The sequence below is a fragment of the Enterovirga rhinocerotis genome (assembly GCF_004363955.1).
In the GTDB taxonomy this organism is placed as follows: Bacteria; Pseudomonadota; Alphaproteobacteria; order Rhizobiales; family Beijerinckiaceae; genus Enterovirga; species Enterovirga rhinocerotis.
In genome coordinates this window covers 405,576-418,431 of the sequence record NZ_SNZR01000011.1, presented here as the reverse complement: position 1 = coordinate 418,431, position 12,856 = coordinate 405,576, and the positions used below count along the sequence as shown (strand labels likewise).

General features: G+C 69.6%; 13 protein-coding genes. 6 read left to right on the top strand and 7 right to left on the bottom strand.

Features of this window, described 5'->3' with window-relative positions:
• Positions 1 to 6: 6 nt before the first annotated feature.
• The 3 genes from EV668_RS02580 to EV668_RS02570 form a co-directional block, all read right to left on the bottom strand.
• Entirely contained in the window at positions 7 to 894 is an 888-nt protein-coding gene (locus EV668_RS02580; protein ID WP_133768286.1) for a glycosyltransferase family 2 protein, read from the bottom strand.
• 11 nt (positions 895 to 905) lie between these two features.
• Complete coding sequence (locus EV668_RS02575) at positions 906 to 2,339, bottom strand: lipopolysaccharide biosynthesis protein (RefSeq protein ID WP_133768285.1); 1,434 nt, start codon at positions 2,337 to 2,339, stop codon at positions 906 to 908.
• Between the two features lie 206 nt (positions 2,340 to 2,545).
• Positions 2,546 to 2,926: a HesB/IscA family protein gene (locus tag EV668_RS02570; protein WP_133768284.1), complete on the bottom strand. Its 381-nt coding sequence runs from the start codon at positions 2,924 to 2,926 to the stop codon at positions 2,546 to 2,548.
• Positions 2,927 to 3,051: 125 nt separating this feature from the next.
• On the opposite strand from EV668_RS02570, the gene EV668_RS02565 reads away from it, so the two are divergent.
• The 3 genes from EV668_RS02565 to EV668_RS02555 all read left to right on the top strand — a co-directional run bounded on the left by EV668_RS02565 (position 3,052) and on the right by EV668_RS02555 (position 4,913).
• The gene (locus EV668_RS02565; protein ID WP_133768283.1) at positions 3,052 to 3,294 is read left to right on the top strand and encodes a FitA-like ribbon-helix-helix domain-containing protein; all 243 of its coding nucleotides are present in this window, start codon (positions 3,052 to 3,054) and stop codon (positions 3,292 to 3,294) included.
• The gene (locus tag EV668_RS02560) at positions 3,284 to 3,676 is read left to right on the top strand and encodes a type II toxin-antitoxin system VapC family toxin (protein WP_133768282.1); all 393 of its coding nucleotides are present in this window, start codon (positions 3,284 to 3,286) and stop codon (positions 3,674 to 3,676) included. Before EV668_RS02565 ends, EV668_RS02560 begins: the two co-directional genes overlap by 11 nt.
• A 61-nt stretch (positions 3,677 to 3,737) precedes the next feature.
• Positions 3,738 to 4,913, top strand: coding sequence for a vWA domain-containing protein (locus EV668_RS02555; RefSeq protein ID WP_133768281.1), 1,176 nt, complete (start codon positions 3,738 to 3,740; stop codon positions 4,911 to 4,913).
• Between the two features lie 6 nt (positions 4,914 to 4,919).
• On the opposite strand, the gene EV668_RS02550 is transcribed toward EV668_RS02555, so the two are convergent.
• The 4 genes from EV668_RS02550 to EV668_RS02535 all read right to left on the bottom strand — a co-directional run bounded on the left by EV668_RS02550 (position 4,920) and on the right by EV668_RS02535 (position 10,498).
• Entirely contained in the window at positions 4,920 to 5,630 is a 711-nt protein-coding gene (locus EV668_RS02550) for a DUF2459 domain-containing protein (RefSeq protein ID WP_133768280.1), read from the bottom strand.
• Between the two features lie 188 nt (positions 5,631 to 5,818).
• On the bottom strand, positions 5,819 to 8,584 hold the full coding sequence (locus tag EV668_RS02545; protein WP_133768279.1) for a valine--tRNA ligase: 2,766 nt from the start codon (positions 8,582 to 8,584) through the stop codon (positions 5,819 to 5,821).
• 121 nt (positions 8,585 to 8,705) lie between these two features.
• Positions 8,706 to 9,449 carry an RlmE family RNA methyltransferase gene (locus EV668_RS02540; RefSeq protein ID WP_133768278.1) on the bottom strand — a complete coding sequence of 248 codons (744 nt, stop codon included), beginning with the start codon at positions 9,447 to 9,449 and terminating at the stop codon, positions 8,706 to 8,708.
• Positions 9,446 to 10,498, bottom strand: coding sequence for a Ppx/GppA phosphatase family protein (locus EV668_RS02535; protein ID WP_133768277.1), 1,053 nt, complete (start codon positions 10,496 to 10,498; stop codon positions 9,446 to 9,448). The genes EV668_RS02540 and EV668_RS02535 overlap by 4 nt, the downstream gene beginning before the upstream one ends.
• A 358-nt stretch (positions 10,499 to 10,856) precedes the next feature.
• Between EV668_RS02535 and EV668_RS02530 the strand changes: the two genes are divergently transcribed.
• From EV668_RS02530 to EV668_RS02520, 3 genes are read left to right on the top strand one after another with little or no spacing between them, the layout of a single operon-like run.
• Positions 10,857 to 12,047 carry an acyl-CoA dehydrogenase family protein gene (locus EV668_RS02530; RefSeq protein WP_133768276.1) on the top strand — a complete coding sequence of 397 codons (1,191 nt, stop codon included), beginning with the start codon at positions 10,857 to 10,859 and terminating at the stop codon, positions 12,045 to 12,047.
• 35 nt (positions 12,048 to 12,082) lie between these two features.
• Positions 12,083 to 12,292 (top strand): hypothetical protein, encoded by a 210-nt coding sequence (locus EV668_RS02525; protein WP_133768275.1) that lies wholly within the window; start codon positions 12,083 to 12,085, stop codon positions 12,290 to 12,292.
• 15 nt (positions 12,293 to 12,307) lie between these two features.
• Complete coding sequence (locus EV668_RS02520) at positions 12,308 to 12,844, top strand: methylated-DNA--[protein]-cysteine S-methyltransferase (protein WP_133768274.1); 537 nt, start codon at positions 12,308 to 12,310, stop codon at positions 12,842 to 12,844.
• Positions 12,845 to 12,856 lie beyond the last annotated feature (12 nt).

The window sequence follows — 12,856 nt, the reverse complement described above, 5'->3', positions numbered from 1 at the left end:
CCGTCCTCAAAGATCGAGGATGCGCTCGGGCCTGATGCGGCCTCGCAACAGGTCTGCGACCGCCAGGAGATTCCCCCGCAATCGGCCCGCCCTGTCGACATGCGGCTCCGGCCGCAGCGAACAGATCGCGTTGGCCGCGAGGTTCCGGAAGGCCAGCCTCGCCAGTTCGACCGAGGAGACGTTGCCCTTCCGGGCGAGGTAGGCCGCGTTGGCGATCTGCGAATAGCCGAGGCGGGCGCCCCGTTCGCGCCCCGTCTTGTTGCCGAGATGGACGCCCCACAGCGCCTCGGCCCGAGCCGTGCGGCCGCCGCGCCGGCGGATCTGGCCGCCGAAATCGAAATCCTCGAGCCACGCGTAGAGAGGCAGCGCCTCGTCGAAGGAAAGGCCCGCGATGGCGCTCGTCCGGAAGGCCATGTTGCAGCCATAGGGACCGAAGCTTTCGTCGAGCGCACTTCCCTGCGCCTCCGGTGCGCGATCGGCCTCGGCGACGATGGCCCGCCCCTCGTCGAGCGCGATCCCCGGCCCCTTCGCGCCGTCGGCGAGGACGATGCCGGTCAAGCCGCCGAGATCCGGCCTCGCGGCGAAGGCCGCGACGGCATGGTCCAGCCAGAACCGGGACGGGATGAAGTCGTCGTCGAAGAACGCGACGACGTCATGCGTGTCGCGGACGAGCGCAAGCCCGTCGTTGCGCTGGAGCGAGGAGCCGGTCCGGCCGACGAAGGCCGTCACCTCCGGGCGGGCCGGATCGAGGGCCGGCAGGTCGGCCGCCTCGGAGCCGACGACGATCACGGTCTCGGGCGGCCGCGTCTGCGCGAACAGGCTGTCGACGAGCGTGCCGGCGAGAGGCGCCCTCCCCTTCGTCGCGACGATGACCGCAAGACGGTTTCCACTCATGCCCGGCGTCCTCATGTCGGAGAAGCGGAGGCGCGGCGCAGCCGCCGGACCTGGGATGCGAGGGCCTGGCGCAATCCGCCGAGGTCGAGCAGCCACAGCGTCCCGGCGAACACGACGGGCCCGACGAGACCGGCCGCGATCAAGGCGAGCCACGGCGAGCCGAGGCTCCGCATCGGCCACATCGCCCCGAGCGCGAGCAGGGCTGCGAGCAGGACCGTCCCCACCTGGCCCAAGGTTGGCCAGCAGCCCCGGAGCGAGGAGGCCGTCACGAGCGCGGCGAGGAGGCCCGCCGCGAGGCTCAGCGAGTGGATGGCCGCGATGGCGAGGAGACCAGCTTCGGCCGGAACGAACCAGAGCAGCACTCCATCCACGGCCAGCGCGACGAGCGTCGTCCAGAGCAGCGCGGAGGTCCGGTGCGTGAGCTGGAAGACCGGGCCCACGGCGAACTGGCCGAAGCAGAAGGCGAGCACGCCCGGCAGCATCGCCAGGGCGAGCGGGCCGAACGAGCCGCGGAATTGCTGCGGCACGAAGATGGCCTCCAGGGCCGGCATGGCGGCCGCATAGGATGCGCCGAGGAAGGACAGGACCGCGAGGACGATCAGCATGTTGAGGGCGATCTGCCGCCGCCCCTCCGCCTCGCCCTCCTCCGCCTGCCGCCGCACGGCGACCTGGAAGAGATAGGCGTCGAGCGCCGCCCCGACCGACAGGAAGAGACGGATCGTCAGGTCGGTCGCGAGCGACAACTGGCCAGCCTCGGCGAACCCGAAGCGATCCGCGACGACGCCCCGATTGAGGAGCACGATCCCCTGATAGACGAGATTGGCCACGACGATCGGAAAGCCGTAGCGGGCGAAGGTCGCGAGATGGTTTCGCGTCGCCTTCGAGAGCGCCGACGGCACCGGCCTCAGACGCCTCCCGGATGCGAGCGAGGCGAGCCCGTTCGCGAGGGCGAACATCGCCAGCACCCAGAGGGCGCTATGGGTCAGCCAGGCCGCCGCGACCATGAGGACGAAGGCGAGCACGTTCTTCGCCAGGATCAGGCGGATATAGGCGCCGTTCAGGAACAGGGCGCGGGTCCGCGCCGCGCCGATCTCGATCAGGCCCGTCGCGGCCGCGGCGACGGCGACCACGAGGACGAGACCGGGCGGCAGGCCGAGGCTCGGCCCCGCCACCGCGATGCCCGCGGCACCGACGAGGACGAGCGCGACCATCGCGAGATAGGCCGCATCGAGGCTGGCATCGAGGCCGGCCTCCTTCGCGTCGCCATGGGTGAACCGCGTGGCGGAGAGCCTGACCCAGTCGAACAGGGCGGTGAACAGCACGATCGCGGCCATCGAGGCGATGGCGAACCGGCCGTACTCCGCGGGGCCGAGCACGCCCGCCACGACGAGGCCGACGACGAGATTCAGAACCGCGTTCAGCGCGAAGGTGAGGACAATGCCCATCAGGGAACGGCCGGCGACGACATCGCCGTGCCATATCAGGGCTCGCTCAAGGGAAGGTTGAGACGCCGAGACAATCCGCTCGGGACCGTCAACGAAGCATCAAGGACGCGATGTCCGCCTGGGGCATCCGCCGCTCGTTCCGGCGAAGGCCGGGATTCAAAATCCGGCCCGGACCCCGGCTTTCGCCGGGACAGGCGGACGAGGCGTCAGGCCGGAGCGCCGAGCCGCTCGGCGGAGGCCGGCGTGATCGCGACCGATTCGCCGCAGCCGCAGGCCGAGGTCTGGTTCGGGTTGTTGAAGGTGAAGCCCGACGACATCTTGCTCGTCTGGAAATCCATCTGCGTGCCGAGCAGGAACATGATCGCCTTCGGGTCGATCAGGATCTTGACGCCCTTGTCCTCGACGACCTCGTCGTGCGGTCCGACGGCATCGGCATATTCCATCGTGTAGGACATGCCCGCGCAGCCGCCGTTCTTCACGCCGACCCGAAGGCCCGCGATCGGTTTCTCGGACCGCGCCATGATCGAGCGCACGCGCTCGGCGGCGGAATCGGTGAGGGTGACGACCTTGAAGCCAGACGCGGCCATGATGGATCCCGAAGCGGCTTGCTTGATGCAGGACAATGTAAGCCCACCGCGGCCCTTTTTCAAAGGCGGGGCGGGCGGCGACGTGCTATCGTCCGGATAGCAGGAAGGATGGACCGGGATCGGCAATGGCGCAGGTTCTCGTACGCAACCTGGAGGAGGGTGTCGTGCAGGAGCTCAGGCGGAAAGCCCGAGCGAGCGGTACCTCGCTGGAGGAATTCGCCCGGCGCGCCCTCCGCGAAGCGGCTCGGCCATCCAAGGCGGATCTGATCGCCGAGATCGATCGCATTCGAGCGCAAAGCACCCGCGGCATGGTCGATAGCGGCGCCGAACTTCGCAGGCTGCGCGACGGCGAGGACGATGGTCGTTGACGCTTCCGTCGCAGTGAAATGGTTCCTCGCCGAGGATCGGACAAACGAGGCACGCGCCCTTCTCGCCGACGAGGACTTGATCGCCCCCGGCATCATCCGGCTGGAGGTCGCGCATGTGCTCTGGAAAGGCGTTCGGCGGGGCGCCATGACACCATCCGCCCTCGAGAGCAGCATGGATGTGATGGATCAGCTCTTCGCGGGCGCAGCCGCGACGGACGATCTCATCGCACCCGCCATGCAACTCATGCGGCGGCTCGGACATCCGGTCTACGATTGTCTGTACATCGCTCTCGCAGATCGCGTCGGGACGACACTCGTGACCGCGGACGAACGCCAGTTCTCCGCCGCGCGCCGGGCTCGAATCCAGACCGTGCTGCTGTAGCGTCAGCCAGCCCGCCCCCAGCCCCGCTTGACCGCCCTGCCCGGGCGCCCGACAACCGGGCATGTTCCTGACCTTCTTCACCGAGTTGCGAGCCGCCAAGGTCCCCGTCACGCTGCGGGAATACCTCACGCTGATGGAGGCGCTCGACCGCGACCTCGCCGACAAGAAGGTCGAGGAATTCTACTATCTGTCCCGCGCGACGCTCGTGAAGGACGAGCGCAACCTCGACAAGTTCGACCGCGTCTTCGGACAGGTCTTCAAGGGCCTCGAGACGCTCGGCGCGGGGCTCGAAGCGGCGCAGATCCCCGACGAATGGCTCCGCAAGATGGCGGAGAAGTACCTCTCCGAGGAGGAGAAGGCGCAGATCGAGGCGATGGGCTGGGACAAGCTGCTGGAGACGCTCAAGCAGCGGCTCGAGGAGCAAAAGGGCCGCCACCAGGGCGGCTCGAAATGGATCGGCACCGCCGGCACGTCGCCCTACGGCGCCTATGGCTACAATCCGGAAGGCATCCGGATCGGCCAGGACAAGAACCGCAACTTCCGGGCTGTGAAGGTCTGGGACCGGCGCGACTTCAAGGATTTCGACGACACGGTCGAACTCGGCATCCGCAACATGCGGGTGGCGCTGCGGCGCCTGCGCCGGTTCGCCCGCACCGGCGCGGCCGAGGAGCTCGACCTCGACGAGACCATCAAGGAGACCGCCAACAAGGGCTGGCTCGACGTGAAGCTGCGCGCCGAGCGCCGCAACGCGGTCAAGGTGCTGCTCTTCCTCGATGTCGGCGGCTCGATGGACTGGCATATCGAGACGGCCGAGCAGCTCTTCTCGGCGGCGCGGTCCGAGTTCAAGCATTTCGAGCATTTCTACTTCCACAACTGCCCCTACGAGCGGGTGTGGAAGGAAAACCGGCGCCGGCACGACCAGACCATCCCGACCTGGGACGTGCTGCGGACCTATCCGTCCGATTACCGCGCCGTCTTCGTCGGCGACGCCTCGATGAGCCCCTACGAGATCGCCATGCCCGGCGGCTCGGTCGAGCATTGGAACGAGGAGGCGGGGCAGGTCTGGATCGAGCGGCTGACGACGCAGTTCCCGAAATCGGTCTGGCTGAACCCCACCCCGCGCACCCGCTGGAACTACTCGCAGTCCATCGGGATGATGGGCAAGCTCTTCGGCGGCAGGATGTTTCCGCTGACCCTCGACGGCATCGACGCGGCCATGCGCAGCCTCACCCGCTGAGCTGCCTCAGGTCGCCGAGGACCGGGTCCCCGCCCGCCAGTCGAGATCGAGCAGCATCCCCCGCGGCAGCGTCGCGGGGAGGAGCCAGACCGGCAATCCTGCCTCGTTCAGCCGCCGCGCCGTCCAATGGTTGCAGAGGCTGGCGAGGCTGAAGGCCCCGACGGCGCGGTAGAACAGGCTCGGCCCGTAGAGCCCCTGGCCGAGAACCTCCGGCGCTCCGTCCCCGCCGCGCGCGAAGGAGGCGTCGATCCCGGCGAGGAGACGCGCGAATCCGGCCTCGGACAGGACGATCCGCCGCGTGTCTTCATCGCGGTAGGGGGCGAGCGGGTCCCCCTCGATCCCGACGACATGCATCACCGAGGCGTTGCCCGGCCGGAACAGGGCGCGCAGGGCGAGGCGCCAGTTCAGCGCGGCGACGGTCGGCACCTCGCGGTAGAAGGCGTCCTCACCCCAGCCCGTCTCGATCCAGTCGTAATGCGCGAACCGCGCCGCGACCGTCGCCAGCAGAGCGCGGCCCTCGCGGCCCGCGATCTCCGAGACCTGCTGGCGGGGCAGGACGAGGCCAGTATGGTAGCCGTTGCTGACGAGATGGATCGTGACCGCGCCCTCGCCGGGCCTCGGCGGATAGAGGGCCCGATCGCCGAAGCGAATGGTCAGGACGGCGAGAAGGCCGAACGCGACGGCGAGAACCGCAAAGACCCGGAGAGCCCACCTCATGCGGCCCTCCCCTCCGGGCGATCCCTCCCCGGAGGGGAGGGCCGAGTCGAAGCGAAGCTTTGAACCGGGGTGGGGAAACCCCGCTGTCGCAACACCCCACCCCGGTCGGCTGACGCCGACTCGCCCTCCCCTGGAGGGGAGGGATCAGGCGCGGAGCCCCGTGACATGCTCGACCGGAACCGCTCCCCTCACCCCGCGTCGCGGAGGCGGGCGAGGGCTTCGTCGATCTTGGCGCGGCGGGCCAGGGCTTCCGCCTTGCGCTCGCGCTGCTCCTCGACGACCTCCTCGGGCGCCCTCGCCAGGAAGTCGGGCTTAGACAGCTTAGCGTCGATCTTCGCGACCTCGTCGTCGAGCTTCTTGCCCTCGCGGGTCAGACGCTCGGTCTCGGCCGCGAGGTCGATGACGCCTTCCAGCGGCAGCGCGGAGACCTCGCCGCGCACGACGACCTGGACGGATTTCGGCGGCGCCGCCTCGGCGACCGTCACGTCCGACAGCCGCGCGAGCCGCCGCAGCGTCCCGTCATGCGCCTCGGCGCGGGCGCGCGTCTCCGCCGACGGGGCGACGAGGACGAGCGGCACCTGCGCGCCGGGCGGCACGCCCATCTCGGAGCGGACCGAACGGATCTCGGAGACGAGGTCGACCAGCCAGCCGATCTCGGCCTCCGCCTCGGGCCGGTTGAGATCGCCGAGAGCCGGCCAGGGCGCGAGGGCGAGGAGCGGCCGCTTCGCGCCGGCGCGGCGCAGCTCCCACAGCTCCTCCGTCAGGAAGGGCATGAAGGGGTGCAGCAGCGTCAGCACCGTGTCGAAGACGAAGGCAATGGTCGCCCGCGCCTCGTCCTTGGCCGGTCCATCCGGCCCCTGGAGAACGGGCTTGGCGAGTTCGAGATGCCAGTCGCAGAACGTGTTCCAGGTGAAGCGGTAGGCCGCACCCGCCGCCTCGTTGAAGCGGTACTCCTCGATCCCTTTCGTGATCTCCGCCGCCGCCTTGGCGCATTCGCCAAGGATCCAACGGTTCAGCGTGTCCTTGGCCGAGGCCGGATCGAAGCCGTCGGCCCCAACCGCGCCATTCATCTCGGCAAAGCGGGCCGCGTTCCAGATCTTGGTCGCGAAGTTGCGGTAGCCCTCGACCCGCTGGAGCGAAAGCTTGATGTCGCGGCCCTGCGCGGCCATCGCAGCGAGGGTGAAGCGAAGCGCATCCGCCCCGTATTTCTCGATCAGCTCGAGCGGATCGATGACGTTGCCCTTGGACTTCGACATCTTCGCCCCGCGCTCGTCGCGCACGAGGGCGTGGATGTAGATCGTGTCGAAGGGCACCCGGTCGGTGCAGTAGAGCCCCATCATCATCATCCGGGCGACCCAGAAGAAGATGATGTCGAAGCCGGTGACGAGCGTCTGCGTCGGGTAGTAGCGCGCGAGTTCGGGCGTCCGGTCGGGCCAGCCGAGCGTCGAGAAGGGCCAGAGGGCCGATGAAAACCAGGTGTCGAGCACGTCCTCGTCGCGCGTCAGGAAGCCGTCGAGCCGCTCGGGATCGTTGGCGAGGGCCTCGGCCTCCGCCTCGGTGAGCGTTCCCTTGACGACGTAATGGGCGAGCGCCTCGGCGGCGGCCTCCTCGGCGCTCTCGGCGACGAAGACCTGCCCGTCCGGGCCGTACCAGGCCGGGATCTGATGGCCCCACCAGAGCTGGCGCGACACGGTCCAGGGCTGGATGTTCTCCAGCCACTGGAAGTAGGTCTTCTCCCAGTTCTCGGGCACGAAGCGCGTCTCGCCCGAGCGGACGGCCGCCATGGCGCGCTCGGCGAGGCCCTTGACGTCCACGAACCACTGGTCGGTCAGATAGGGCTCGACGGGAACGCCGGAGCGGTCGCCATGCGGGACCGCATGGGTATGCGGCTCGATCGCGGCGAGTTGGCCGCCTTCCTCCAGCATCGCGACGATGCGCTTCCTCGCCTCGGCCCGGTCGAGACCCTCCATCGCGAGGATCGCGTCCAGCGTCTCCGACGGCGGCAGGTCCCGGAGGAAGTCGTCGTTCTCGACGAGCCGAAGCTCCGCCTGCGGCCCGAAGATGTTGATCATGCGCAGGCCGTGCCGGCGGCCGACCTCGAAATCGTTGAAGTCGTGCGCCGGGGTGATCTTGACCGCGCCCGTCCCCTTCTCGGGGTCGGAATAGGTGTCGGCGACGATCGGAATGGGGCGTCCGACGAGCGGCAGGATCGCGTTGCGGCCGATCAGGCCGTTGAAGCGCTCGTCGTCCGGATGGACCGCGACCGCGACGTCGCCCAGCATCGTCTCGGGCCGCGTGGTCGCGACCTCGATATAGCGCTGCGGGTCATCCTCAAGCGGATAGCGGATGTACCAGAGGTTCCCCTTCAGCTCGATCTGCTGCACTTCGAGATCGGAGATGGCGGTCGAGAACTTCGGGTCCCAGTTCACGAGCCGCTTGTCGCGATAGGCGAGCCCGTCGCGGTGCAGCGAGACGAAGACCTTGAGGACGGCGCGCGAAAGGCCCTCGTCCATGGTGAAGCGCTCGCGCGACCAGTCGCAGGAGGCGCCGAGGCGCTTCAACTGGTTGATGATCGTGCCGCCCGATTCCTCCTTCCACTTCCAGACGTGCTCGATGAAGGCCTCGCGGCCCATCGACCGGCGGTCCGGCGCCTTGGCGGCGGCGAGCTGGCGCTCGACCACCATCTGCGTCGCGATGCCGGCATGGTCGGTGCCGACCTGCCAGAGGACGTCGCGGCCGCGCATCCGCTCGAAGCGGCAGAGGATGTCCTGCACGGTGTTGTTCAGGGCGTGCCCCATATGGAGCGAGCCCGTCACGTTCGGCGGCGGGATGACGATGCAGAAGGGCTCGCCCTCGCCGCGATCGGCGCGGCCGGCCCGGAAGGCGCCCGCCTCCTCCCAGCGCGCGGAGATGCGCGCCTCGACGGAGGTGGGGTCGAAGGTCTTGTCGATCATCGGAAACGGCCGGTCGTGGAACGAAACAGTCCTTCAACCGGTGGCGGACCGCTTCGTCAACACCGCGGCGCGAGGGCAGCCCGGCGCGCCGGCCGACCCGGACGGCGCATAGAGCGGCGACTCAGTCCTCGGACGGCTCGGATGCCGGCGAATCGGCGCGGCCGCGGAATCCGGTGGCGAGCACGTAGAGCTCGGCGGAATCCGAGCGGCTGGCGGCGGGCTTCACATGGCGGACGACCGCGAAATCGCGCTTGAGATCGGCCAGGAGCGTGTTCTCCGTTCCGCCCTGCAGCACCTTCGCGAGATAGGCGCCGCCGGGCGCGAGCACGGCCCGCGCGAACTCGGCCGCCGCCTCGGCGAGCCCCATGATCTTGAGATGGTCCGTCTTGCGATGGCCGGTCGCGTTCGCCGCCATGTCCGACATGACGAGATCGGCTTCCCCGTCGAGAAGCTCGCGCAGCCGATCGGGCGCCTCGTCGGCCATGAAGTCGAGTTCGATGAGGTCGATCCCCGGCAGCGGGTCGATCGGCAGGAGGTCGATCCCGACCACGCGGCCGCGCCCCGTCGCCCGGCCGACCCGCGCCGCGGCCACCTGCGCCCAGCCTCCGGGGGCGGCTCCGAGATCGATCACCCGTCCGCCCGGCTTCAAGAGCCGGTACTTGTCGTCGATCTCGATCAGCTTGAAGGCCGCGCGCGAGCGATAGCCCTCGCGCTTCGCCCGCGCGACATAGGGGTCGTTGAGCTGACGTTCGAGCCAGGCGCGCTGGGAGGGGGTGCGGTTGCCACCCTTCCTGACCTTCTGTCGCCCCGGCGCCGATTTGCCTCCGGCGCCCGCTCCCCGGCCGCCCCGTTCCGATGCGCTCAAGTGCGGCTCCGGCGCGACCAGACCTTGTCCTCGCGCATCATCGACATCAGGATCCCCTCGCGCAGCCCGCGATCGGCGATGCGCAGATACTGGGACGGGAAGGCTCGCCGGATCGCCTCGAGAATCGCGCAGCCGGCGAGGACGAGATCGGCCCGGTCGCGGCCGATGCAGGGATTGCTCGCCCGCTCCTGCAGGCTGCTCTCGATCAGCCGGTCCGTGACGACCTCGACATCGTCGCCATGCATCCACATCCCGTCGACGCGGCGCCTGTCGTAGCGCTCGAGCCCGAGATGGATGCCGCCGATCGTGGTCACGGTGCCGGAGGTGCCGAGGAGGTGGAAGCCCGGCGTCGCGGCGGCCGGACCGGCCTTGAGCGCGAAGGGCAGGAGCCGCCCGCCGACCTCCGCCACCATGTCCTCGAAGATCGCGTGGGTGACGCGCGCCGAGCCGTAGCGCTCGGCCAGGGTCACGACGCCGACCGGCAGGCTGTCCCAGGCCCGGATGCGCTCGCTCGCGCAGATCGCGTCGCCCCCGGTCTGCCCGTCGAGCCAGGCGACCTCGGTCGAGCCTCCGCCGATGTCGAAGATGATGACGGAGCCGGCCTTCGGATGGGCGAGCGACGCACAGCCCATCACCGCGAGCGTCGCCTCGGTCTGCCGGTCGACGATCTCGATATCGAGCCCGACCTCGTCGCGCACGCGGTCGATGAAGGCGAGGCCGTTCGAGGCGTGGCGGCAGGCCTCGGTCGCCACGAGCCGCGAGCGCAGGACGTTGCGCGAGTCGATCTTCGACTTGCAGACCTTGAGGGCGGCGACGGTCCGCTCGATCGCCTCTTCCCCGAGGGTGTCGCCGAGGCCCAGCCCCTCGCCCAGCCGGACGATGCGGGAGAAGGCGTCGACCACCCGGAACTCGTGATAGGACGGCTCGGCGATCAGGAGCCGGCAATTGTTCGTGCCGAGATCGAGAGCGGCATAGGCCGGCGAGGCCCGGCGGGGATTCGGTCTCGATTTGACGGCGTGCGGATAGGAGCGACGGGGGGCCTGTGCCACGCCTTCGGCGGGAGCGCGTGCCCCTTGTGGTCCACGCCCCCAATCGGCGTGAGCGAGTGGATCGCTCAGATCTGGCAAGGCCCCATATCTCCGGACGGGCCGGCTTGCCGCCGGCGCGCCCCGTGTCGGACAAGCCTATCAAGCGAATGGCGATGATGCCAAGGGAATCGTCACGGTCCGCACCAAGAGTTCAGCGAAAGTTCAGGAACGACAGGCGCTCGATCATCCGTTTTCCGCGGCGCGGGCCCTGACGCGGCGCTTCGGGAATCGGGCGGGGACGGCGGTGTCGGCCGACGTGACCCGGCGCAAAAAACCTCTATGACGGGCAGACGCTCGGAAACGCTCGGGACCCTCCCCCATGACCGCGCTTGCTCAGGCCGACGCCGAATCCGGCACCTCTCGTTCGCCCTATTTCGAACCCGAGCACGAGATGCTGCGCGAGCAGATCCGTCGCTTCGTCGAGGACGAGGTCAAGCCGCACGGCCTCGCCTGGGAGGAGCAGGGCTTCACGCCGCGCGAGATCCTGCTGCGGATGGGCGAACTCGGCTTCCTCGGCATCCGCTACCCGGCCGAATATGGCGGCTCGGAACTCGACACGCTCGCGACCGTCGTCCTCGCCGAGGAACTCGGCCGCTCGACCTTCTCGGGCTTCGCCATCACCGCGCTCGTCCATACCGACATGGCCTCGGTGCACATCGCCCATGCCGGCTCGCAGGCGCAGAAGGACGCGCATATGGCCGACATCGTCGCCGGCCGGAAGATCTGCGCCGTCGCGGTGACGGAGCCCGGCGCGGGCTCCGACGTGAAGGGCATCCGCACCCGCGCCCGGCGCGACGGCGACGCCTATGTCCTCGACGGTTCGAAGATCTACATCACCAACGGCGTCCTCGCCGATCTCTACTGCGTCGCGGCCAAGACCGGCGGCGAGGGCGAGCGCCCGTCGCGGTCGGTGTCGATGTTCCTGGTCGAGAAGGGCACGCCCGGCCTGCGCGTCGGCCGCGCGCTCGACAAGCACGGCTGGCGCTCGTCGGATACGGCAGAGCTCTTCTTCGAGAATTGCCGGGTCCCTGCGGCGAACCTCCTCGGCGAGGAGGGCCACGGCTTCTACGCCATCATGCGCAACTTCCAGAACGAGCGCACGGTGATCGGCGCCATGGCGATGGGCGAGGCCCAGGCCGCGATTGACCTCACGCTCGACTGGCTGACGAGCCGGCAGGCCTTCGGCGAGCCGCTCTGGGCCAAGGGCGCCATCCGGCAGAGGATGGCCATGCTCCAATCGAAGGTGGAGGCCGGACGCCAACTCGTCTACCACGCCGCCTGGCTGGACGCGCGGGGCGCGGACGCCACGCGCGAGGTGTCCATGGTCAAGGCCTATTGCGGAGACCTCGTGAACGAGGTCATGGCCGCCTGCCTGCAATTCCACGGCGGCCTGGGTTTCATGCGCGAATCGACCATCGAGCGGATGGCGCGGGACGCCCGCGTCCAGTCCATCGGCGGCGGGGCGACCGAGGTGATGCTGGAAGAGGTCGCAAAGCGCATGGGGCGCTGAGCACCCTTCCGAGAATTGGGAAACGAGAGGACACGATGAAGACATTCGGCCTGATCGCGGCCATGCTGGCCGCAGCGAGCCTCGCCGCCTGCACCCCCAGCGCCGCCAACCGCCGCAGCGATGCCAGCGCGACGAGCGGCACGGGGCGCTCGGACGATTACGGCACGCAGCGCCGCATGGACGTCTACGGCGCGGCCACCGCCCCGGTCCTGCCGACCATGGGCGCACCCGGCTACGGCAAGTAAGCCCGGCCGAGACCGATGGCTCGCCGCTTCGCGCTCTTCGAGACGGCGATCGGCACGATCGGTCTCGTCTGGTCCGAGCGCGGGCTTGTCGGCCTGCGGCTTCCGGAAGGCGACGAGGCGGCCACGCGAAGCGAGCTGCTGCGCCGCTTCCCGGACGCCGTGCCGGCCTCGCCCGATCCGGCCACGACGGCGGCGATCGAGGCGATCCGCGCGCTGGTCGGCGACGGCCGGAGGGATCTCTCCCACCTGCCGCTCGATTGGGACGGCGTGCCGGATTTCGACCGGCGCGTCTACGACGTGCTGCTCACCATCCCGCCCGGCGAGACGATGACCTATGGCGAGATGGCCCGGAGGATCGGGGAGCCGGGCGCGGCCCGCGCCGTCGGCGCAGCGCTCGGCCGCAACCCGATCCCGGTCGTCGTCCCCTGCCACCGCGTCCTCGCGGCGGGCGGGCGGATCGGCGGCTTCTCCGCCCCGGGCGGCGCCGAGACGAAGCACCGGCTGCTCGCGATCGAGCGAGCCGCGCCCGACGGACAGCCGAGCCTCTTCTGAGAGGAGCCGTGC

Bases quoted from the DNA above. Each gene is read 5' to 3' on its own strand.
- EV668_RS02530 (WP_133768276.1), top strand. From the start codon at position 10,857: ATGACCGCGCTTGCTCAGGCCGACGCCGAATCCGGCACCTCTCGTTCG.
- EV668_RS02520 (WP_133768274.1), top strand. From the start codon at position 12,308: ATGGCTCGCCGCTTCGCGCTCTTCGAGACGGCGATCGGCACGATCGGT.
- EV668_RS02525 (WP_133768275.1), top strand. From the start codon at position 12,083: ATGAAGACATTCGGCCTGATCGCGGCCATGCTGGCCGCAGCGAGCCTC.
- EV668_RS02545 (WP_133768279.1), bottom strand. From the start codon at position 8,584: ATGATCGACAAGACCTTCGACCCCACCTCCGTCGAGGCGCGCATCTCC.
- EV668_RS02575 (WP_133768285.1), bottom strand. From the start codon at position 2,339: ATGGGCATTGTCCTCACCTTCGCGCTGAACGCGGTTCTGAATCTCGTC.
- EV668_RS02550 (WP_133768280.1), bottom strand. From the start codon at position 5,630: ATGAGGTGGGCTCTCCGGGTCTTTGCGGTTCTCGCCGTCGCGTTCGGC.
- EV668_RS02580 (WP_133768286.1), bottom strand. From the start codon at position 894: ATGAGTGGAAACCGTCTTGCGGTCATCGTCGCGACGAAGGGGAGGGCG.
- EV668_RS02570 (WP_133768284.1), bottom strand. From the start codon at position 2,926: ATGGCCGCGTCTGGCTTCAAGGTCGTCACCCTCACCGATTCCGCCGCC.
- EV668_RS02555 (WP_133768281.1), top strand. From the start codon at position 3,738: ATGTTCCTGACCTTCTTCACCGAGTTGCGAGCCGCCAAGGTCCCCGTC.
- EV668_RS02565 (WP_133768283.1), top strand. From the start codon at position 3,052: ATGGCGCAGGTTCTCGTACGCAACCTGGAGGAGGGTGTCGTGCAGGAG.
- EV668_RS02560 (WP_133768282.1), top strand. From the start codon at position 3,284: ATGGTCGTTGACGCTTCCGTCGCAGTGAAATGGTTCCTCGCCGAGGAT.